The sequence below is a fragment of the Burkholderia cepacia genome (genome assembly GCF_001039005.1).
Classification (GTDB): Bacteria; Pseudomonadota; Gammaproteobacteria; order Burkholderiales; family Burkholderiaceae; genus Burkholderia; species Burkholderia theae.
In genome coordinates this window covers 88,556-110,555 of the sequence record NZ_LDWR01000006.1, presented here as the reverse complement: position 1 = coordinate 110,555, position 22,000 = coordinate 88,556, and the positions used below count along the sequence as shown (strand labels likewise).

Below are 22,000 nucleotides of genomic sequence, written 5' to 3'. Positions count from 1 at the left end.
GCTTAGTACTAGAACGAAATCCGGATCGCGCCATCCGTCAGCATGTCGCTCCGACCCCATGCATGCATTCGCGCGAACCATCGCATGACGTTTGCAGTCGAACGCTCCCTGCGCGCGAACCCGTGCCTGCCCGAATGCGGCGGGACCCTCGTGTATCGCGCAACGTGTCACTCAACCGGAATCCCGCATGTTTCTCGATCAACTTCATCCGGAACGCTGGACGTTCCTGTGGAACGCGCTGTCCACCCTTTCCATCAGGCTGTGCGCCGGCCTGGCCCTGCTCGTCGCGGGCTGGTGGCTGTCGAAACGCATCGGCAACTGGCTGAACCGGCTGCTCTCGAACAAGGAGCGTGTCGACGACACGCTGCGGCCGATTCTCTGCGACGTCGCCGTATGGGGCATCCGCATCGTCGCGATCGTCGGCGCGCTGTCGCAGCTCGGCATCGAAACCGCGAGCATCGTCGCGGTGCTCGGCGCGGCCGGCCTCGCGATCGGGTTCGCGCTGCAGGGCACGATGCAGAACATCGCGGCCGGCATCATGCTTCTGCTGCTGCGACCGTTCAAGGTCGGCGACTATATCGACGGCGGCACCGGCGTCGCGGGCACCGTCGACGAAGTCGGGCTGTTCATGACGCGGCTGACGAAGCCGGACGGCATCTGCGAATACGTGCCGAACAGCGCGCTGTGGGGCAGCTCGATTCGCAACTACACGCGCAATCCGACGCGCCGCCTCGATCTCGAAGTGGAAGTGTCGGTGCACGACGATATCGATCGCGCGCTCAGTGCGCTGCGTGCGCTGGCCATCGCCGATCCGGACGTGCTGCAGGAACCGGCACCGGACGTGATGGTGATGCGCTTCGACGACAGCACGTTGGTTGCGAACATGCGCGTCTGGACGCATACCGACAAGTTCTGGGCGACGCGCTGGCGCCTCGCGCGCCAGGTGCGCAAGACGCTCGCCGATGCGAACTGCGCACTGCCGATCCGCACGCGCGAGCTGCACATCGTGCACGACGCGGCGCGCAGCGCGGACGGCGCACGCACACGGGCGCTGTAACAGCCGTATGCATCGACCGGGCCGCCAGCCCGGTCCCGCGACGGAACGAAAACATGCGCGGGCGGGCAAACGCCTGCTGCCCGGCCCGCTCCAGCGTCACATCTTCACGATATCGAGCAGCGCCTTCTTCCCGCTCTTGTACGTGAACACCGAAATCGCGCCGTGCTTCAGGTCGCCCTGCGGCGTGAAGCTGGTTTCGCCGATCACGCCGCGATAGTCGGTGGCCGGCATCGCGGCCAGCACCTTCGCCGGTTCCGTCGAATTCGCGCGCTTCATCGCGTCGACGATGATGTACACGGCGTCGTACGAGAACGGCGCATACACCTGCATCGGCTGGTGGTAACGCGCTTCATAGCGCTTCGCGAACGCCGCGCCGCCCGGCATCTTCTCGAGCGCGATGCCGGCTTCGGAACACACGACGTTGTCGGACGCCGGGCCCGCGAGCTTCGGCAGGTCGGTCGAGCACACGCCGTCACCGGCGAGGATCTTCGCGCGCATGCCGAGCTGCCGTGCCTGCTTCGCGAGCGGACCGCCCGTCGCGTCCATCCCGCCGTACATGATCGCGTCCGGGTTCTCGCCCTTGATCTTCGTGAGGATCGCGCGGAAATCGATCGCCTTGTCGTTGGTCGCGTCGCGCGACACGACCTTCATCCCGGCCGCCTTCGCGGCCTTCTCGAACTCGGTCGCGAGGCCCTGCCCGTACGCGGTCGAATCGTCGACCACGGCGACCGTCTTGATGCCCATGTTCTTCGCCGCATACATCGCGAGCGCCGGCCCCTGCTGCGCATCGGTCGCGACGACGCGATAGGTCGTCTTGAAACCCTGCTGCGTGTACGTCGGGTTGGTCGCGGCCTGCGAGATCTGCACGACACCGCCGTCGCGATAGACGCGCGACGCCGGAATCGACGTGCCCGAGTTGTGATGGCCAACCACGCCGACGACCTTGTCGTCGACGAGCCGCTGCGCGACCTGCGTCGCGGTGCGCGGATCGCCCGCGTCGTCCTGCGCGTCGAGCTGCAGCGTGACCTTCTTGCCGCCGATCACGAGCCCCTTCGCGTTGATTTCTTCAACCGCGAGCCGCGCGCCGTTCTCGCTGTCCTTGCCGAGGTGCGCGATCGCGCCGGTCAGCGGCGCGACGTGGCCGATGCGCACGACTTCGTCCGCGTGCGCGGGGAACGCGGACAGTGCGCAGGTCAGCGCGGCCGCGGTGGCGAGTACCGTCTTGTGATGTCGATTCATGCTTGTCTCCTTCGTTGTCGCTCTTCGTTCGGGTTCGGATACGTCGTTCGTTGAAGGCAGTGCAACGCGCTTATGCGCGCCCTTCGAATCCCAGCAGCACGTTCACCGCGTTGATGCCGATCTCCTCGACCATGTAACCGCCTTCCATCACGAACAGCGTCGGCAGGTTCAGGCGCGCGAGCGCCTCGCCGATGCGCAGGTAGTCGGGCGAGCGCAGCCGGAAATGGCTGATCGGGTCGTGCTCGAACGTGTCGACACCGAGCGACACGACGAGCAGGTCGGGTGCATGCGCAACGATCTCGGCCGCCGCATGGCCGAGCGCGGTTGCGTAGGCGTCCCACTGCGTGCCCTTCGGCAGCGGCAGGTTCAGGTTGAAGCCTTCGCCAGCACCCGCGCCGCGCTCGTCCGCATAACCGGAGAAGTACGGATACGACACGGCCGGCTCGCCGTGAATCGACGCGAACAGCACGTCCGGGCGGTCGTAAAAGATGTCCTGCGTGCCGTTGCCGTGATGGAAATCGACGTCTAGCACCGCGACGCGCGCGGCGCCGCTCGCGATGCCGTGCTGCGCCGCGATCGCCGCGTTGTTCAGGTAGCAGTAGCCGCCCATGTACTCGCGGCCGGCATGGTGGCCGGGCGGGCGGCACAACGCGAAGGCCGCGCGCGCGCCGCCGTTCGACAGCAGGTCGGCGCCGGTAAGCGCCGAGTTCGCGCTCGCGCTCACCGCGTCCCAGGTGCCTGCGTTGATCGGCGCACCGGCGTCCATCGCGAAGAAGCCGAGCTTGCCGTCGATGAAGCCGGGCAGCGTCGCGGCCGCCGGCATCGCGCGCACCGGCCATACGAGCGGCAACGCCTGGCAGGTGCGGCCGGTCGCGGTCCATTCGTCCCATGCGCCGGCCAGGAAATCGACGTAGCGCGCACTGTGCGCGCCGGCATAGCTCGCGCGGTCGAACGCGCGCGGCGCAATCACGTCGCCGAGGCCGGCCGCGCGGACCTGCGCGAGCACCGTTTCGGCGCGAAGGGGGTTTTCGAACGACTCGGTGATCGCGCCGTCCTTCAGTTCGACGCCGCGATGCAGGTGGTGATCGCTGCTGTAGACCGCGAGCATGGTTGACCGTTGCTGTGATGGCAGTGAGGGGGGGTGGCAACAGTCTATTGACGCTGACCGGCAATAACTTTGCTTTTCGCCTCTTCGTTTCGTACAATTTTGAGAAAACTATCTATGGAATCACGGATATGAGCAAAAATCGCGCTTCGGTTGAACTGGACAGCGTCGACCGCGCGATGCTCCGCCTGTTGCAGGAAGACGGTGCGCTGTCGAACGCGACGCTCGGCGAAAAGCTGTCGCTGAGCGTCACGCCATGCTGGCGCCGCCGCAAGCGGCTCGAGGACGAGCGCGTGATCACCGGCTACCAGGCGAACCTCGACCGGCGCGCGCTCGGGATGAACGTGTTCGCGTTCGTGCAGGTGACGTTCAACATGCACTCGGGCCAGGATTCGGATCACTTCGAGGATGTGATGCGGCGTCACGACGAGGTGCTGTCGTGCCACAAGATCACCGGCGCGGCCGACTACATCCTGCAGGTCGTCGCGGCCGATCTCGACGCGTATGCGGATTTCGTCGAGCGCGTGCTGAGAAAGCAGGCCGGTGTGTCGTCGATCCAGTCGAGCCTCGCGTTGCGCGAGGTGAAGTTCTCGTCGCGCGTGCCGGTGCCGGACGCGTGAGCGGCAGGATGAACGGGCAAGCCGTTATTCCGTTCCCAACCCTTATCCCATGGAGCACTACCTGATGAAGCGATTCACTTCCTCCGCCTCGCTTGTCGCCGCGCTGGCTTGCGCGTTCGCCTTGAGCGCCTGTGCGGCGCAATCGTCCGCGCCGGCCGATTCGTCTGCACCGGCCGCACCGCCGATGGTCGGCGGCGATCGTGATGCGCACGGCTGCATCGGCTCGGCCGGCTACGCATGGTGCGCACAGACGCAGCAATGCGAGCGCCCGTGGGAGCTCGCGAAGCAAAAGGGCTTCGCGAATTCGGCGCAGGCATACGAGCAGTTCTGCCGGAACGCTGCGGCGAAGTAAGCGGGTAGACCGAACTCGCCGAGGGCGTGCTTGGAAAACGGACGGGCGTGTCACCGATCCTGTCGGGCCACGCATTACGCGAGGCGAAGTTTCATCGTGCGCACGGCTGCCGGAAGAACGAATATTTAACGGGATCTGCAGTCCTCTGGATTTCCGAGCCACGGCAAGGATCGCCCTCCTGCCACTGGCGACGTCGGCGACACATCCGCAACCCTAGTATAAGTACGAAAATATCAGTCGAAATACTAATCAAATTATCGAAATCGACTGATTCCCATCTTGAAAATTGTGCAGTGCTTCGACGCGAGGTAAAAGGAGGGTTTCATTCCTCGCACGGGGACATCGATGAAAAACGCACAAGGCCGGGAAATGGTTCGCCTCGGAGATGCGACCGATCATGGTGGCATCGTTACCGAAGCCGCCAGTGATCTCACCCATCTTGGCATCGGCGTCGCGCTGGACGGCCACGGCGTGACATGCCCGAAATGTGATGGCGTTTTTCCACTGCTGGCGAGCGGCCCGCGCACGCACCGTGGCCGACTGGTCGCGTATCGCGGGGACAAAACCGGCTGCGGCGCCACGGTCGTCGGTACTTGAGCGGCGAGGACCAGCAATCATGTCGATTCTGATCCAAGCCCGTACGCTGTCCATTTCCGGCGCAGCCTTGCCCACCTACGGAATGGATGCGCTTCCGGTATTCGTTCCGGTACGTTTGCGAGGCACCGAAACGATCGGCCGCCTCGACGAATGCCGCTATCTCATCACGCTGCGCACCGACGACGCCTATGCATTCTCCCCAAGCGTAACGTCCAACCTCGATCTCGATAAAGTGGTCGGCACCGAAGTCACCCTTTCGATCCGACTCGAAGGCAAAGGGCAATTCAAACCGGGCCTTGCGGGCAATGCCGGGCTCGGCAACATCGGCGCGGGCACGCGCGAGATCACGGGGCTGGTCGTGGCGGCCCGCATTGCCGGCCAAGATCGCGACTCGATTCTGTACGAACTCGAACTGCGGCCGTGGCTCTACCGTGCAACGCTCACGCAGGATTGTCGGCTCTTTCAAGATATGACCGTCGTCGACATCACTGATGCGGTGCTGTCGAAATATCCGTACACGGTTGAAAAGCGGCTCGTGGGTGTATTTCGAGGGATTTATCCAAAGCGCGACATGCAGCGTCAGGCGCTCGAATCGGACTGGACGTTTCTGCAGCGTCTGTGGGAGGAATGGGGTATCTGGTGGTGGTTCGAGCACGACAACGGCCATCATCGCCTGATCTTGTGCGACACGATCGGCGGCCATCATCCACACGGTGCGGCCTACGAAACGCTGCGCTATCTGCCGCCCGACAGCAAGCGCATCGACGAAGAACACATTCATGCGCTGTCGGTGACGAGCCGGCTCACGGCCGGCCGTGTCACCGTGACGGACTACGACTACACGCGTCCGCGTGCGATGCTGGCTGCCACCGAAGAGAATCCTCGCGGGACGGCCAGCGCGGACGGCGAGATTTACGCCTGGGGCGACTACAGCCAACCGCTGGCAGGCGCGCAAGGTCTTTCGGGCCAACCGAACGATACGGACCGGGAAGCGCGCCATTTTGCGCGTGTGCAACTCGAGGCGCAGCGCTGTGCGGGGCTGCGTGCGCACGGCGAGGGCAACTTGCGCGGGCTGACGGTCGGCCGCACATTCATCCTGACAGGCTACCCGCAGCAGTCTGCAAACCGCGAATACGTCGTCGTGTCGTGCACGCTCGATATCGAGGAAATTGGCAACCGGGCAGGCAGCGCGCAAACATACCGCGTGGATACGCAGTTCGAGTTGCTGCCCGCAAACGAACCGTTCCGGCTCAAACGCAGTGTCGACAAACCCGTGTTGAGCGGCCCGGAGAAAGCCATTGTCGTGGGGCCGGCCGGGCAGGAAGTCTGGACGGACCAATACGGCCGAGTGAAGGTGCAGTTCGAGTGGGATCGTGAGGGCAAGCACGACGAGCATGCCGGTATCTGGCTGCGCGTGTTGTCGCCGTGGCAGGGCGTGGACATGGGTGCGACATTCATTCCCCGCATCGGCCATGAAGTGGTGGTATCGCACTACTACGGCGATCCGGATTTGCCGGTGATCGTCGGCAGTGCCGTGAACGCGTTCCGACAACCGGCACTCGATTTGCCGGCCAATCACGCCGTAACGGTGCTGCGCGGCCGAGAGTTTCATGGCACGACATCGGGCCATGTCGCCATCGACGATACACAGGGGCAGATCCAGACGCAGATTGCGAGCGATGCGGGTACCTCACAACTCAGTCTCGGGAATATCCGGCGCATCGTGAAAAAGAAGGGCCGGGAGGATGCACGAGGCAAAGGCTTCGACCTCCGCACGGACTATTGGGGTGTCATGCGGGCGTTGAGGGGCCTGTTCGTCACGACAGACGGCCAAGCCGGCGGCCCCGGCCACGCGAAGGATGCACATGAAGCGGTCAGTCGGCTCGCGCTGGCACACGAGCTTCAGGAGGTTCTGTCCCGGTTGGCGCAAAAGCATGAAGCACAGCGGCATGACCGCGACCAGAGCGACGTGGCGCGGGCGATCAAGGCCCGTAACGACGCGATTCGCGGGAAGCCGTCCGGTGGAGAGCACGACTTCCCGGAACTGACGGAAGCCGACATGGTGCTGGCCGGCGCGGCGGGAATCAGTCTCGCGGCCGAGCGCAACGTTCATATCGCGGGCAACGAGGATATCGCGGTAACGAGCGGCCGGCATGTTGGCCTGGCGGTCGGCCGGTCGCTGTTCGCGAGCGTGGCGAACGCGTTCTCGTTGTTCGTGCACAAGGCAGGCATGAAGCTGATCGCGGCCGCTGGAAAGGTACGTATCGAAGCGCAGACCGATGGCATAGACGTGACAGCCAAACAGTCGGTCTCCATCACAAGTACCACCGACAGCATTCATCTCCATGCCGCGAAGGAGATTGTGCTGCACGCCGGTAGTACGGAATTGCGCATCAACAATCAGGGTTACGTGGTGCGCACGGCGGGCGAACACACAGTCTATGCGGGAAGCCACCAGACCGACGCACCCAAGATTCGGCCCATGCACTTGCCGATCACGCCGGGCAATCCAGGGCAGTTTGCCGCCCACTTTGTCTTGATGGAACACGCCAGCGGCTTCGCGCTGCCGCATCAGCCGTACCGCGTCACGCTCGACAACGGGCGCGTGATCGAGGGGGTAAGTAACGAGCGTGGTGAAACGTCGCTGATTACCGACCATGACGTTACGTTCGGATCCGTCGAGTTACTGGCCGCAAGCGATCCGGACAAGATAATCGCAGTCAATCACGCGGCGGTCGTGCGCGACAACACGATGCCTTACACCGCTGCCGCACCCAATGCCGACAAGCGGACCGCGAAAATCAGGGGCAAGACGGTGAGCACGCCGGAACAGGGGGCGACGTCCGAAGATCAACCACCACTGTTTGCGACATGCGATCCGCTCAACTTCGGGCTGCGCTTCCATCACTTCATCGATGGGGCCAAGCAGGGCGATGTGCCGGGGAATCGACCGCGCAACGATGTCGTGTATCCGGTGACGAAAACCTATACGGCGGCGATCAAGGAAGCGCTTCGCAAGATCGAGTGGAGCAAGTTCAGTGCGTCGGGCGGTGGGATATCAACCCAACTCAAGAACCAGATCGCGATTGCGGTATTCGGTGTGTTGAATACTGCCCTCCGCACGGGGCCTTTCGGGTTGCCGGATGGTGATGTTGGTGACGGTTCGACTTCCAACGGAGTGCTTCCTCAAATAGCCATTGTTGATGCACTGGAAGGGCAAGCCAGATACAACATGCGTCCTGACGTGAGTGCGGCATTCAATGCAAAAAACTGGACGATACTTATTCAAGAATCTGAAATCATGAAGATTCTTGTGGCGGAAAAAGACCCAACCGATCTCGATGGCACCCTGAAGGCATTCTCGGACACGCTTTATCACGAGGCGCGACATTGCCAGCAAACGTTCTGGATGATGGCGCTGCTTCAGCAACATCCAAACGACTACTCAATGCTCGCGCAAGCGATGATGGCGTATGAAGATAATACACAAAAGGCTGTTCTCAGAGTCGCCGAAAAATCCAAAATTCACGACGATAATCGAGTAATGCTGGGACTGCATCGCATGTTGATTTTTCATTATTATTGGATGATTTCGTATATACAAAACCAAGTGGGCGGAACTTATGTGAAATCCGATGTGCCTATTGCACAGGCCGAAGTGTGCAAGTTGTTACGGGTGTCGCCGGAGACTGCGGCGAAGATGGCGAGTTTCAAAGACGGCTACCGGAGCCAATTACATGAAGAAGACGCTTACGCATGTGCGGGCGTGGTGCAGGATTATTGGGACCGTCCTGATCGCGCTCTCGTGTTCAACCCCGGCACATGCACTGGAGCCTATAGTGAGTCACTACGAGCCACTGGGGGAGGGGTTTGAAATGCAGACGACCGCCGATGAACAGCGGGCCGCGGTGCACAGCATCCTGAAAGAAGCAATGGCGATCCTGCGCGATGACAAGCCATTTGATCCGCGGGATATGACCGTAGGCAAACTCTTTTCAACATGGACTCAGAAATCCGCGAGAGGCGCTCTTTATCATTATTCCAATCGCGCCTTGTCTTCAACGACGATTGAACTTGTCACACGCACCGATCCGGAAGATTACAGCGACGATCGATCGAAGGTGAAAATCGTTCCAGCAGAAATAAGAATTCATCTTAGCCCGATGATCGCCGGTCTGCCAGATACGGAAATCAAGGTCCTTCTCCAATTGGAAGACTTTTGGGTTGACTCGCACGATAATCGTCGATACGGAAATGAAATAATGCCACGTCACCCGAGCATGCCAAATGCTCAGGATTTTCGCTATCGATCAAAAAATATTCCCGGAAGTAAATTCCCCATTGATGTCGAGCTTGGTTACGCAAATCCATTGGATGGATCGTTGCCGCAGATGCTGAGTATAGTCAGACTAAGTCGCGATTACACGATTCTGACGCCCGAGGAACGCCGGCAGCGCCGCCTCGAAGAGCGCCAGGCGAAGCGCCAGAAGTATGGCGAAATGAACCTCTGCACAGGCATGCTTTGTCCGGAGACGGGGTTATGGGAGGGATATAGCGCGGTCTCCAGTTCGGATCAGTTGGTGGTCTACAAGGGCAAACAATTTCCCAAGGTCCGCACACTGACGCCGCACGAGGAACACGAACAGCGACAGGCCACCGAGTTCGTCGCAGGTCAGTGGATGTGGCTGAGAGGGCAACACGATCATCCAGTATGGTGGGCGAAAGACCCGGAATTTGACGAAGCATGAGCCAGAGGACGGGACGGGTGTTCGAAGAATTTCTCGACCTCCCGAAAACTGCAGGCCCCTTTTTCTTGCGTCGGCACTCGACTTCCCACGCTTTTCCGACAACCACCACACCCCGATTCCGGAAACCCAGACACGCGAAAAACCCCACAAAAACAAGGACATTTTTCGCGTGCGACACGGCAAACGACTTCGGTTATATTACGCGCCCCTTGCCACCCCGCCCCCGCCACACGCGTCGCGCGCGGCCTCTTTCCACGCAGCCTGAAGCGCCATCCGCGCAGGCTTGCCGCTAGGGCCCGGGCGCGTTGCGCGCCACCGCGATGCAGGCGATTGCCCGTCCGCAAGAAGCCGATCCGAAGGTGTCCTCCTCAACGGTTTCGCGTGCGCAAATGCAACGGCGAGCAGCGTCGATCCGGAATTCCGGATTCGCGATCCGGATCTCCGGATCCGCGTATCGGCCGAGATCGCAACGCGCGTCGGGCGGCATGGCAAACCGATGCATCCAAGTTGAAAAAGGGATCTGCTGTGATCAAAACGTTACGGGTAATACTGTCGGCGCTCGCGCTGTGCGTCGCCGCGTCGTCCGCGCATGCCGCCGATACGAAGAAGGTCGACGTCCTGCTGGTGGGCGGCGGCATCATGAGCTCGACGCTCGGCGTCTGGCTGCACGAGCTTCAGCCTGACTGGTCGATGACGATGGTCGAGCGCCTCGACGGCGTCGCGCTGGAAAGCTCGAACGGCTGGAACAACGCGGGCACCGGCCACTCGGCGCTCGCCGAACTCAACTACACGCCGGAGAAGGCGGACGGCAAGATCGACATCTCGAAGGCCATCGAGATCAACGAGTCGTTCCAGATCTCGCGCCAGTTCTGGGCGTGGCAGGTCAAGCAGGGCGTGCTGAAGAACCCGCATTCGTTCATCAACTCGACGCCGCACATGAGCTTCGTGTGGGGTGACGACAACGTCCGGTTCCTGAAGAAGCGCTACGAAGCACTGCAGGCGAGCCCGCTGTTCCGCGGCATGCAGTATTCGGACGACTACGACCAGATCAAGCAGTGGGTGCCGCTGATGATGGAAGGCCGCGACCGCAAGCAGAAGGTCGCCGCCACCTGGACGCCGATCGGCACCGACGTGAACTTCGGCGAGATCACGCGCCAGTTCGTCGGCTACCTGAAGACGCAGCCGAATTTCACGCTGTCGCTGTCGAGCGAAGTGCGCGAGATCTCGCGCAACGCCGACGGCACGTGGCACGTGTCGTGGGTCAAGCTGCATTCGGATGAACCGCCGCAATCGGTCGACGCGAAGTTCGTGTTCATCGGCGCCGGCGGCGGCGCGCTGCACCTGCTGCAGGCGTCGGGCATCCCCGAGGCGAAGGACTACGGCGCGTTCCCGGTCGGCGGCTCGTTCCTCGTGACCGACAACCCCGACGTCGTGAAGCAGCACCTCGCGAAGGCATACGGCAAGGCGTCAGTTGGCTCGCCGCCGATGTCGGTGCCGCACCTCGACACGCGGATCATCGACGGCAAGAAGATCATCCTGTTCGGACCGTTCGCGACGTTCTCGACCAAGTTCCTGAAGAACGGCTCGTATTTCGACCTGCTCAAGAGCACCAACACGCACAACGTCGCGCCGATGATGCGCGTGGGCGTCGATGAATTCCCGCTGGTCCAGTACCTCGCCGGCCAGTTGATGCTGTCCGACGACGACCGCTTCAACGCGCTGAAGGAATACTTCCCGAACGCGAAGAAGGAAGACTGGCGCCTGTGGCAGGCCGGCCAGCGCGTGCAGATCATCAAGCGCGACCCGGTGAAGGGCGGCGTGCTGAAGCTCGGCACCGAGATCGTCAGCTCGCAGGACGGCAGCATCGCGGGCCTGCTCGGCGCGTCGCCGGGCGCATCGACGGCCGCGCCGATCATGCTGAACCTGATGAAGAAGGTGTTCAAGGACAAGGTCGCGACGCCCGAGTGGCAGCAGAAGATCCGCCAGATCGTGCCGAGCTACGGCACGAAGCTGAACGACAGCCCGGCAAAGGTCGTCGAGGAATGGACCTACACCAGCGACGTGCTGCAGCTCTCGCCGCCGCCGAAGATCGACGTCAGCGTGCCGTCGCAGGCGACCGGCACCGCGCCGGCGCGCCCGGCGAAGGCATCGGCCGACATGGCGCTGTAACCGGCCACGCGCCGCCGCGCCGCACGACACGGCCGCCCTCCGGGGCGGCCGTTTTTCATGATGCGGACGGGCGGATCGCCCGGCCGGTCGCCCGCTTCCGCTAGAATTGCGGCACGCGCGACCCCGTGTCGCCTCCCGATCCACCATCCGCACCGACGCACGGTGCGGCCCGCGCCCGAGCCGCGCGAGCGCCGCACACCGTTGCCGCGCCCGCCCGGGCGCGCCACCAACCGAATTCAGCTGGAGAAAGACCGTGTTTACCTGCAGAAACCAAAGCTGCGGCACGCAGTGGGAAACGTCCGACGTCGTCATCAAGGACGAGGGCCAGGGGCTGTTGTTCCGCTGCCCGCTGTGCGGCGCGCGCAACTATCTCGAACGCTTCGAGGGCGACGACGGCACCGTCGTCTACGAACAGATGGAAGGCAAGCCTTACCTCGGAGACCTCGAATGACCCAACCGACCGCCACGCCCTTCAGCGCGCTGCCGCTGACGCCCGCGACGCTCGCCAACCTCGCGCAGCTCGGTTATGTCGACATGACGCCGATCCAGGCCGCGAGCCTGCCGATCGCGCTGGCTGGCCAGGACCTGATCGCGCAGGCGAAGACGGGCAGCGGCAAGACCGCCGCGTTCTCGCTCGCGCTGCTGTCGCGCCTCGACGCGCGCAGCTTCGACGTGCAGGCGATGATCCTGTGCCCGACGCGCGAACTCGCCGACCAGGTCGCGCAGGAAGTGCGCCGCCTCGCGCGCGCCGAGGAGAACGTGAAGGTGCTGACGCTGTGCGGCGGCACGCCGATGCGCCCGCAGGCGCAGAGCCTCGAGCACGGCGCGCACATCGTCGTCGGCACGCCGGGCCGCATCATGGATCACCTCGATCGCGGCAACCTGAAGCTCGACGCGCTGAACACGCTGGTGCTCGACGAAGCCGACCGGATGCTCGACATGGGCTTCTTCGACGACATCGCGAAGGTCGCGCGGATGTGTCCGACGACGCGCCAGACGCTGCTGTTTTCCGCGACCTATCCGGACGGCATCGTGAAGCTGAGCCAGCAGTTCCTGCGCAACCCGAAGGAAGTGAAGCTCGAAGAGCGTCACGACAACAGCAAGATCCGCCAGCGCTTCTATGAAGTGACCGAGAACGAGCGGCTGCACGCGGTCGGCCAGTTGCTGAACCACTACCGGCCGGTGAGCACGATCGCGTTCTGCAATACCAAGCAGCAGTGCCGCGACCTGCTCGACGTGCTGCACGCGCAGGGATTCCACGCGCTCGCGCTGCACGGCGAGCTCGACCAGCGCGAACGCGACCAGGTGCTGATCCAGTTCGCGAACCGCAGCTGCTCGGTGCTGGTGGCGACCGACGTCGCTGCGCGCGGGCTCGACATCGCGCAACTCGAAGCGGTGATCAACGTCGACGTGACGCCCGACCCGGAAGTGCACGTGCACCGTATCGGCCGCACCGGCCGCGCCGATCAGGACGGCTGGGCGCTGAGCCTGGCCAGCATGGACGAGATGGGCCGTGTCGGCGGGATCGAGCAGGCGCAGAAGCGCGACGTCGAATGGCATCCGCTCGCCGAGCTGAAGCCGGCCGGCGACGACACGCTGCTGCCGCCGATGGAAACGCTGCAGATCCTCGGCGGACGCAAGGACAAGATCCGCCCGGGCGACGTGCTCGGCGCGCTGACCGGCGATGCAGGGTTCGACGGCAAGCAGATCGGCAAGATCAACGTGACCGAGTTCTCGACCTATGTCGCGATCGAGCGCGGTGTCGCGCACGACGCGCTGCGCAAGCTCAATGCGGGGAAGATCAAGGGCAAGCGGGTCAAGGTCCGGTTGATGGACGAAGAGTAAGACGACCCGGGCGGCGCGACGCCGGGCCACCGGCACGCCGCCCGCGTATCAGGCCAGCGCCGGATACCCGTGCGCGGCCGCATCCCGCGCGAATCGTTCGATCGCGTCATAGGCATCGGGCGCGAGCCGCTCGAATCCCTTCAGCCGCAGCACGCGCGCACGCTCCGCATCCACCGATATCGCGCGATCGAGCGCATCCCTCAACGCCGCCACCTGCGGCTCCTCCAGCGCGCGCGACGCGATCAACGGCAAGCCCGGCGCGGATGCCGTCATTCCGATGATCCGGATGTCGTGCAGCAGCTCGGGCAACGCGTCCTTCACATACGCGAACGTCACGCAGTCGATCGCCGCGCAATCGGCATCGCCGGAAGCCAGTGCACGCAGCACGTTCAGGTGCGAGCCGAACGGCGTGACCGATCCGAAGAAACGGCCGTCGTGCGCATGCGGCGCGACCGCATGCCGTAACGCGTTCATCCCGCTGTGCGAATCCTCGCCGTTGAATGCGGCTCGCAGCCCGCGACAGGCGGCAAGCGTCGTCGCACCGCCCGCATGCACGCGCGCCGACACGATCAGCACGCTGCTGTAGCGCGCGCCGTGGCAGCCGTCTGCGTTGAAAACCGGTGTTGCGATCAATCGGACGGTATCGCGCAGGCCGAGCATCCGGTACGGATAACCGCACGTCTGCGATAGCAGGAGATCGTCGCGCCGCCACAGCGCGTGCAAGTCGCCGAACGGTTCGTCGAGCAGCTCGACGTCGGCCGGCCCGCCCGCGTTCGCGAACGCGTCGAGCGCGTCGCGCAGCAGCGCCTGCCACAGCGCGGCGTGGCGCGGCGTCACGTTGTACATCGGCAGTCCGGCAATCCATGAACTCATGCGCGCATTCTACGATCTGGCCTCAGAACAGGTGGCGAATGCCGGCGCGCCCGACCGCCTGCTTCTGGTTGCTCGACGGATTGAAACCCGCGATCTGCGCGACCGGCGCGTCGCCCGCCGCCTTCTGGAATGCACCCATCACATAGACGCTCGTGCGCTTGGACAGCGCGTATTCGACGCTCAGGTTGAACTGGTGGTACTTCGGCTCCGCATTCGTCGCGTGGTCGCGGCCCGTCGTGTACGTGTAGCCCGCGCCGATCGTCACGGCAGGCGTCGGCGTGACGAGCGTCGACAGCTCGTAGTTCTGGAACGTCGCGTCGTGCCCCGCGCTACCCTGCTGGAAGTTCGTGTTCGTGAAATCGGCCAGCAGCTTGAGCCACTGCACGACCTGGTACGACGCGCCGACGCCGAACACCTTCTGCGCGCGCGCCGCATCGAGGTAGTTGCCGTAGATCGCGTTCGTGAAGCCCGGATAGTTCTGATAACCCTGCGTCGACACGCCCGGGTTGTTGATCCGCAGATAACCGATGCCGAAGCCGATCGGCCCCGCCGCGTAGTTCGCACCGACGCTGAACGTCGCGTTGTCGGAGAACCGCCCCGGCTGCCCGCCGAACGCATAGAGGCCACCGAACGTGAAGCCCGCGATCGTCGGGCTGCGGTACTTGACCGCGTTCGAGATCGGGAAGCCGTTGTCGGTGTTGTCCATGTCGTTCGGGTGCGCGAAGTAGTAGCCGCCGATGTTGCCGTTCAGCGTGAACGGCTCGACGTAGTCGACGATCGAATCCCACTGGCGGCCGAGCGTGAGCGTGCCGAGCTTCGCGTCGTTCAGGCCGACGTAGGCATTGCGCGAGAACGCGAGCCCGCTGCCGAGGCGGCCGGAGTTGATGTCGAAGCCGCTTTCGAGCCGGAAGATCGCGCTCAGGCCCCCGCCGAGATCCTCGGTGCCGCGCACGCCCCAGCGGCTGCCAGCCGTCACGCCCGATGCGAGCTGCACGAGATGCTTGCCCTGCACGTTCGATACGTAGTCGACGCCATCCTCGACGATGCCGTACAGCGTGACGCTGCTTTGCGCGTGGGCGGTGGCGGCCGCGGCGAGCGGCAGCGCGAACAGGAGTTTCTTCATCGGGATGTTCCGTTTTATTTGTTCAGACATGCGAACCGTCTGCGGGGAATGCGGGACTATATCGACGCGACCGGCGCGCGCCAACGAACGAAAAGAGAATTCGATTCCCGTTTTTGCGCAGTCCATGCCCCGTCGCCCCCGCTGACAGATTCGTCACAGGATGCGGGTGCACAGGATCATACGACCCTTTATTTTTCGTTATTTATTCGCAGAAATTAAAATAAATGACCCACTATCAGCAGAAAAACAACGCTCCCGCCACAAAGTAGCGGCCGGAACATCAGCCTGCCCATCGCGTTGAAAAATCGCAATTAATAAAATATTTTGCGCATATACTGCACTCAGATAACGCAAGCAGATCTTCAAGATGAGCAACAAGACAGTCCAGCGGCTCTTGCAGGAAAACCGTCGCGGCCACCCCATCGATTCCGACATGCTCAGGGGCATGGGGGTGAGTGCCGCACTTGCAGCACACATGGTCAAATCCGGTTGGCTTCAACGTCTCTCGCAGGGGGCCTATCTTCTGACGGGCGATACGCCGTCGAGAGACGGCTCGATCGCCTACCTGCGCAAACGCATACCCGGCCTTCACGTTGGTGGCAAAACAGCGCTCGCGTGGCAAGGCGTGCGCCACAACATCGCATTCCGGGAAAAGGTCGTCTTGTGGGGAGAGAAGCCGTACCGCATTCCTCCCTGGGTGGCGGAACACATGAGCTACTCGTACCAGACCACCACCCTGTTCAGCGATGATTTTCCCTACGAGCAGGGATTGAAGCCCCTTCCCGCCGGCGCCCCGGAAGTATTGGTCTCCGTTCCCGAGCGAGCCATCCTGGAACTCGCGAGCGACATCGGGAAGGGCCAGTCGATGGAGGAAGCAAGCAACCTGATGGTCGGCATGCGCAATCTCCGACCTGACGTTCTGGACGAGTTTCTGAGCCACTGCAAACGTGTGAAAGTTGTCAGGCTCGTGCGCGACCTCGGACTCGAGGCCGATTTTCCATGGGCAAAAGACCTGCAGAAGCACGTAGACCGTCTTGGCGCCGGGAAGCGATGGTCAAACAGGACGAGGAACGGCCGGCTCACCCTCAAACCACGATGAACGAGATCTACATTGACACCGTCCGACTGATGCTCGGCATCGCGCCGATCGTCTTCGATACGCCCCTGTTTGCCATGAAAGGCGGAACCGCATTGAATCTGTTCCTGCACAACATGCCGCGCCTGTCGGTCGATATCGATGTCGTGCTGACCGACCGGAAGCTGCCTCGGGACGATGCCATCGCAGCCATCAGCAGAGAGCTGGAGCGCGCGCGAGAACAGATCGAGGCCGACGGACATGCGACCGTGTTCTCGAAAGCCACCTCATCCGGGAAAGCCAGGGGCGATGATGTGAAGCTCACCGTGATCTCCGGCGACATATCGGTCAAGGTGGAAGTCAATCATGTGTTCCGGGGCACGCTGATCGAACCGGTCGCACGCCCGCTCGTCGCCGCGGCAGAAGAAACGTTCAACACACGCATCGTGGTGCCGACGCTTCACGAAGCTGAACTGTACGGGAGCAAGCTCGTCGCAGCGCTGGACCGCCAGCATCCACGTGATCTGTTCGACGTCATGCACATGGACGCGTTGCTCGGCTTGCGCGCGGATATCGTGGATGCGTTCGTCGGCTACCTTGCCGGGCACAACCGGCCTATTCACGAAGTCCTGTTCGGTCCGAAACATTCGATGACGGAAGTGTACGAAGCCGACTTTGTCGGGATGACGCTCGAAACCGTCGGTCTTGATGCACTCGAGGCAACGCAGGATCGGCTGCACCGGGAACTGCCGGCCGCACTCACTGCGGATCACCGTCAGTTTTTGCTGTCGTTGGTCTGCGGCAAACCTGACTGGTCCTTGATGCCATACCAACATCTGCGCGAATTGCCTGCCATTCGGTGGAAACTACAAAATCTCGAAACACTGAAACAGAAGAAGCCGGAACTATTTGCACAACAGGAATCGTTGCTCCGCGAGCAGTTCGCCAGGCTCGGCAACTGAACAGCAACGTCCCGACCAGGTTCGAGGTGCGTGGAAGCACCACCGAACAAGAGGCGAGAACGGCAAAGCGCATCACTGACATCGCGGTCGCCGGCAACCATTCGCCCCGTTGCACACGCCCCTTGTGAGCCATCGCGATAAGCAAATGCGAATCGATTGATTGGCCGTCCGGCATCGGCTCGGTACAGTTCGCTTTCCTTCCGAATCGTCGCGAGCCGCCTGCGGTTCGCCCGCACGTCGCAAAGCGGCCGGCGCACCGGGTCGGCCGTTTCGCAGGTTGCATCCGTCGCATCACCCGCGCGACGGGTGCCCCGAAGCCCGCGCGCACGACACGCCACGCGGCGCGGCATTCGGCAAGCCTCGACAACATGCTGGAGCCCCGGTCCCCCATGACATTCATCCGCTCGATCCGCCGCCTCGGCATCGCCGCCGTCGCCGCCACCGCTTCCGCCGCCGTCTGCGCCGCGCCGTCGATCACGGTCTCGTCGAAGATCGACACCGAAGGCAACCTGCTCGGCAACCTGATTTCGCAGGTGCTGAAGTCGCACGGCATCCCCGTCACCGACAAGATCGGGCTCGGCACCACGCCGATCGTGCGCAAGGCGCTGACGACCGGCGAGATCGACATCTATCCGGAATACACAGGCAACGCCGCATTCTTCTTCAACAAGGCCGACGATCCGGTGTGGAAGGACGCGGCAAAAGGCTATGACACCGCGAAGCAGCTCGACTATGCGGCAAACCATCTCGTCTGGCTCACACCCGCGCCGGCCAACAACACGTGGGGCGTCGCCGTGCTCGGCACCGTCGCGAAGGCGAACGGGCTGAAGACGTTCGACGACTTCGGCAAATGGGCCGGCAACGGCGGCAAGGTGAAGCTCGCGGCGTCGGCCGAGTTCGTGAACAGCGCGTCCGCGCTGCCGTCGTTCGAGAAGGCGTACGGCTTCAAGCTGAAACAGGATCAGTTGCTCGTGCTGTCGGGCGGCGACACGGCCGCGACGATCAAGGCCGCGGCGAACCAGACCGATGGCGTGAACGCCGCGATGGTCTACGGCACCGACGGCGGCATCTCATCAAGCGGCCTCGTCGTGCTCGACGACGCGAAGCACGTACAGCCCGTCTACGCACCGGCACCGGTGATCCGCGAAGCGGTGCTGAAGGCGCATCCGCAGATCGCCGACTATCTGAAGCCGGTGTTCGCGAGCCTCGACCTGAAGACGCTGCAGACGCTCAACAGCCGTATCCAGCTGAACGGCGAACCCGCGTCGGCCGTCGCCGCCGGTTATCTGAAGTCGAAGGGTTTCGTCAAATGATCGCCGGTGCGCACGCAGCGGCGCCCGGTCGTGCGCAAGCCGGTTCGACCGCCGACGCCGCCCGCGTGCGCACCGCGCGCGTCGACCGCGTCGGCGTGCTGATCGCCGGCACGATCGCGGCGGCGCTCGCGTTCGCGCCGTTCGTCACGTTCCGCGCGAACCGGATCGTCGCCGGGCACGATCTCGCGCTGGCGGAGATCTTCCCGCACTGGCAAGCCGTGACGCTGTACGCGGCCGGCGCGGCGAGCGCGTTGTTCGCGCTGCTGCGCAGTCGCCCGGCGCCGCGTTTCGCGGCGGGGGCGGTCCTGCTGCTCGGCCTCGGCGCGCTCGTCGGCCATGTACCGGCCCATCTCGTCACCGACGACAATCCGCTCGCGCGCGTGTCGCCGGCCACCGGCGCGTGGCTGCTGTTCTTCGCGTACGCCGCGCTGGTGGTCGATGCGTACGCGCGGCTCGCGCTCGGTCCGGTCAGACGCCTCACCGCGCTGGCCGCCGCATGCGCCGTGCTCGCCGCGCTGCTGCACGCCGGCTGGTGGGACGGTCTCTCCGTCATGCAGGAATACGTAGCACGCGCCGACACGTTCTGGCAGGAGGCCAGTCGACACACGGCGCTGGTCGGCGGCTCGGTTGCCGCGGCGATCGCGGCCGGCGTGCCGCTCGGCGTCGCATGCGCGCGCTCAGCCGCGCTGCGCGGCGTGCTGCTGCCTGCGCTCAATATCGTGCAGACGATTCCGAGCATCGCGATGTACGGGCTGCTGATGGTGCCGCTCGGGCTGCTCGCAGCGCACGTGCCGCTCGCGGCCGCGCTCGGCATCCGCGGCATCGGCGCCGCACCCGCCGCGCTCGCATTGTTCCTGTATTCGCTGCTGCCGATCGCGTCGAGCGTCGTGGTCGGGCTGCGGCAGATTCCGCCGCATGCGGTCGAGGCCGCCACCGCAATGGGCATGACGCGCGCGCAGCGGCTGCTCCAGATCGAGCTGCCGCTGGCGCTGCCGGTGATCCTGAGCGGCGTGCGCATCGTGCTCGTGCAGAACATCGGCCTCGCCGCGGTCGCTGCGCTGATCGGCGGCGGCGGCGGCTTCGGCACCTTCATCTTCCAGGGCATCGGGCAGTCGGCGACCGACCTCGTGCTGCTCGGCGCGATCCCGACGATCGCGCTGGCACTCGCCGCCGCCGTCGTGTTCGACGCCGCCACCGCACTCGCGAAAGGACGCCGGGCATGATCGAGATCGAACACGTGAGCCGCCGCTTCGGCGAACAGATTGCCGTCGACAACGTCACGCTGTCGATTCGCCGCGGCACGATCGCCGCGCTCGTCGGCGCGTCGGGCAGCGGCAAGTCGACGCTGCTGCGGATGATCAACCGGCTGATTGCGCCGACGAGCGGCACGATCCGCGTCGACGGCGTCGACACCGCAACCATCGCGCCCGAGCAGTTTCGCCGCGGCATCGGCTATGCGATCCAGGGGCACGGGCTGTTTCCGCACTGGAGCGTCGCACGTAACATCGCGACCGTGCCGCGCCTGCTCGGCTGGCCCGCCGATCGCATCGACGCGCGCGTGCGCGAGCTGCTCGCGCTGTTCGAACTCGATCCGGCCGTGCACGCGGACAAGCTGCCGCACGAACTGTCGGGCGGCCAGCAGCAGCGCGTCGGCGTCGCGCGCGCGCTCGCGGCCGAGCCCCGCATCCTGCTGATGGACGAGCCGTTCGGCGCGCTCGACCCGATCATCCGGAGCAAGGCGCAGGACGACCTGCTCGCGCTGCAGCGCCGCCTCGGCATCACGGTCGTGATCGTCACGCACGACATGGAAGAAGCGCTGAAGCTCGGCGACACGATCGTCGTGATGGATCGCGGACGCGTGCTGCAGGCCGCGCCGCCCGCCGATATCCTGGCGCGGCCCGCGCCCGGCTTCGTCGAACAGCTCGTCGCCGGCGACGACCGGCCGCTCAGGCTGCTTGCGCTGACCCGCGTGGGCGAAGCAGTCGAACCCGGTACGGCCGACGGCACGCCGCTGCCCGGTTCCGCATCGCTGCGCGACGCGATCGCCGAGCTGCTGTGGCGCGGCGTCGATGCGTTGCCGGTTACCGGCGCGGACGGCCGCGTGCACGGCCGGATCTCGCTGCCCGCGATCGTCGCGCGTGCGAGGCAGCCGCGATGAAGCTCACCGCCATCGCTTCTACCGTCGCACGCGCCGCCGTACTGGCCGCGCTGCTCGTGCTGCTGTTCCGCGGCGAATGGCTTGCGCCGCTGTTCGCGCCGTTCGCCGACAACGGCGCGCCGGCGCTCTACGACCGTACGAGCCTGCTCGACCTGACACTGGCGCATCTCGCGATCGTCGCGGTTTCCAGTGCGGTCGGCGCGCTCGTGGCGCTGGCAGCCGGCGTGTTCGTCACGCGGCAGGCAGGCGCCGACTTCCTGCCGATCGCGCGCAGCATCGTCAACATCGGCCAGACCTTCCCGCCCGTCGCGGTGCTCGCGCTCTCGGTGCCGGCCGTCGGCTTCGGCGTGAAACCCGTGCTGATCGCACTCGTGCTGTACGGGCTGCTGCCCGTGTTCGAGAGCACGATCGCGGGGCTGCGCGACATTCCCGCCGCGACGCTCGACGCCGCACGCGGGATGGGCATGAGCGCCCGCCAGCAACTATTCGCGGTCGAGCTGCCGCTCGCGTTCCCGGTGATCCTGAACGGCATCCGGCTCGCGGTCGTGATCAATCTCGGCACCGCGACGATCGGTTCGACCGTCGCCGCGAAAGGGCTCGGCGACGTGATCATCGCGGGTCTGCAGACGTCGAATACCGCGTTCGTGCTGCAGGGCGGGATCGTCGTCGCGTTGCTCGCGGTCGCGGTCTACGACGTGCTCGGCCAGGCCGGCCGCGCATGCGCGCCGGCCGCCGCGCGGCTCGCGCCCGACTGACCGGCGCTC

19 protein-coding genes are annotated in these 22,000 nt (G+C 64.3%); 15 read left to right on the top strand and 4 right to left on the bottom strand.

Annotated elements, in window-relative coordinates; translation table 11 throughout:
* Nucleotides 1-187 precede the first annotated feature (187 nt).
* Nucleotides 188-1,057 (top strand): mechanosensitive ion channel family protein, encoded by an 870-nt coding sequence (locus VL15_RS03020; protein ID WP_048243044.1) that lies wholly within the window; start codon nt 188-190, stop codon nt 1,055-1,057.
* A 96-nt stretch (nt 1,058-1,153) separates the two neighbouring features.
* Here VL15_RS03020 and VL15_RS03015 read toward each other — a convergent pair whose 3' ends face one another.
* A complete protein-coding gene (locus tag VL15_RS03015; RefSeq protein ID WP_048243043.1) occupies nt 1,154-2,296 on the bottom strand; it encodes a branched-chain amino acid ABC transporter substrate-binding protein in 1,143 nt (380 codons plus the stop codon).
* Between the two features lie 70 nt (nt 2,297-2,366).
* The gene (locus tag VL15_RS03010; RefSeq protein WP_048243042.1) at nt 2,367-3,404 is read right to left on the bottom strand and encodes a histone deacetylase family protein; all 1,038 of its coding nucleotides are present in this window, start codon (nt 3,402-3,404) and stop codon (nt 2,367-2,369) included.
* A gap of 128 nt (nt 3,405-3,532) precedes the next feature.
* Here VL15_RS03010 and VL15_RS03005 point away from each other — a divergent pair, with 128 nt between their 5' ends.
* The 8 genes from VL15_RS03005 (at nt 3,533) to dbpA (ending at nt 13,732) form a co-directional block, all read left to right on the top strand.
* Complete coding sequence (locus VL15_RS03005) at nt 3,533-4,021, top strand: Lrp/AsnC family transcriptional regulator (RefSeq protein WP_048243041.1); 489 nt, start codon at nt 3,533-3,535, stop codon at nt 4,019-4,021.
* A gap of 64 nt (nt 4,022-4,085) precedes the next feature.
* Nucleotides 4,086-4,373 carry a hypothetical protein gene (locus VL15_RS03000; protein WP_048243040.1) on the top strand — a complete coding sequence of 96 codons (288 nt, stop codon included), beginning with the start codon at nt 4,086-4,088 and terminating at the stop codon, nt 4,371-4,373.
* Nucleotides 4,374-4,718: 345 nt separating this feature from the next.
* Complete coding sequence (locus tag VL15_RS39485; protein WP_080970690.1) at nt 4,719-4,970, top strand: PAAR domain-containing protein; 252 nt, start codon at nt 4,719-4,721, stop codon at nt 4,968-4,970.
* Nucleotides 4,971-4,989: 19 nt separating this feature from the next.
* A complete protein-coding gene (locus VL15_RS02995; RefSeq protein WP_048243039.1) occupies nt 4,990-8,844 on the top strand; it encodes a type VI secretion system Vgr family protein in 3,855 nt (1,284 codons plus the stop codon).
* 1 nt (nt 8,845) lies between these two features.
* Complete coding sequence (locus VL15_RS02990; protein WP_048243038.1) at nt 8,846-9,718, top strand: hypothetical protein; 873 nt, start codon at nt 8,846-8,848, stop codon at nt 9,716-9,718.
* Nucleotides 9,719-10,225: 507 nt separating this feature from the next.
* The gene (gene mqo, locus VL15_RS02985) at nt 10,226-11,887 is read left to right on the top strand and encodes a malate dehydrogenase (quinone) (protein WP_196319536.1); all 1,662 of its coding nucleotides are present in this window, start codon (nt 10,226-10,228) and stop codon (nt 11,885-11,887) included.
* A gap of 253 nt (nt 11,888-12,140) precedes the next feature.
* Complete coding sequence (locus VL15_RS02980; RefSeq protein ID WP_048243036.1) at nt 12,141-12,338, top strand: hypothetical protein; 198 nt, start codon at nt 12,141-12,143, stop codon at nt 12,336-12,338.
* The gene (gene dbpA, locus VL15_RS02975; RefSeq protein WP_048243035.1) at nt 12,335-13,732 is read left to right on the top strand and encodes an ATP-dependent RNA helicase DbpA; all 1,398 of its coding nucleotides are present in this window, start codon (nt 12,335-12,337) and stop codon (nt 13,730-13,732) included. Before VL15_RS02980 ends, dbpA begins: the two co-directional genes overlap by 4 nt.
* 48 nt (nt 13,733-13,780) lie before the next feature.
* Here the strand turns inward: dbpA and VL15_RS02970 are convergent, their stop codons facing one another.
* Together VL15_RS02970 and VL15_RS02965 are read right to left on the bottom strand one after the other, a co-directional pair.
* Nucleotides 13,781-14,605, bottom strand: coding sequence for a phosphate/phosphite/phosphonate ABC transporter substrate-binding protein (locus tag VL15_RS02970; protein WP_048243034.1), 825 nt, complete (start codon nt 14,603-14,605; stop codon nt 13,781-13,783).
* A 22-nt stretch (nt 14,606-14,627) separates the two neighbouring features.
* A complete protein-coding gene (locus VL15_RS02965) occupies nt 14,628-15,728 on the bottom strand; it encodes a porin (protein ID WP_048243033.1) in 1,101 nt (366 codons plus the stop codon).
* A gap of 367 nt (nt 15,729-16,095) precedes the next feature.
* Between VL15_RS02965 and VL15_RS02960 the strand changes: the two genes are divergently transcribed.
* From VL15_RS02960 to VL15_RS02935, 6 genes are all read left to right on the top strand, one after another.
* On the top strand, nt 16,096-16,827 hold the full coding sequence (locus VL15_RS02960) for a type IV toxin-antitoxin system AbiEi family antitoxin (RefSeq protein WP_048243032.1): 732 nt from the start codon (nt 16,096-16,098) through the stop codon (nt 16,825-16,827).
* Entirely contained in the window at nt 16,824-17,765 is a 942-nt protein-coding gene (locus VL15_RS02955; protein ID WP_048243031.1) for a nucleotidyl transferase AbiEii/AbiGii toxin family protein, read from the top strand. Before VL15_RS02960 ends, VL15_RS02955 begins: the two co-directional genes overlap by 4 nt.
* Before the next feature lie 368 nt (nt 17,766-18,133).
* Entirely contained in the window at nt 18,134-19,078 is a 945-nt protein-coding gene (locus tag VL15_RS02950) for an ABC transporter substrate-binding protein (protein WP_048243030.1), read from the top strand.
* Nucleotides 19,075-20,301 carry an ABC transporter permease gene (locus VL15_RS02945; protein WP_080970689.1) on the top strand — a complete coding sequence of 409 codons (1,227 nt, stop codon included), beginning with the start codon at nt 19,075-19,077 and terminating at the stop codon, nt 20,299-20,301. The genes VL15_RS02950 and VL15_RS02945 overlap by 4 nt, the downstream gene beginning before the upstream one ends.
* On the top strand, nt 20,298-21,236 hold the full coding sequence (locus VL15_RS02940) for an ABC transporter ATP-binding protein (RefSeq protein WP_048243029.1): 939 nt from the start codon (nt 20,298-20,300) through the stop codon (nt 21,234-21,236). The genes VL15_RS02945 and VL15_RS02940 overlap by 4 nt, the downstream gene beginning before the upstream one ends.
* Nucleotides 21,233-21,991 (top strand): ABC transporter permease, encoded by a 759-nt coding sequence (locus tag VL15_RS02935; RefSeq protein WP_048243028.1) that lies wholly within the window; start codon nt 21,233-21,235, stop codon nt 21,989-21,991. Before VL15_RS02940 ends, VL15_RS02935 begins: the two co-directional genes overlap by 4 nt.
* Nucleotides 21,992-22,000 lie beyond the last annotated feature (9 nt).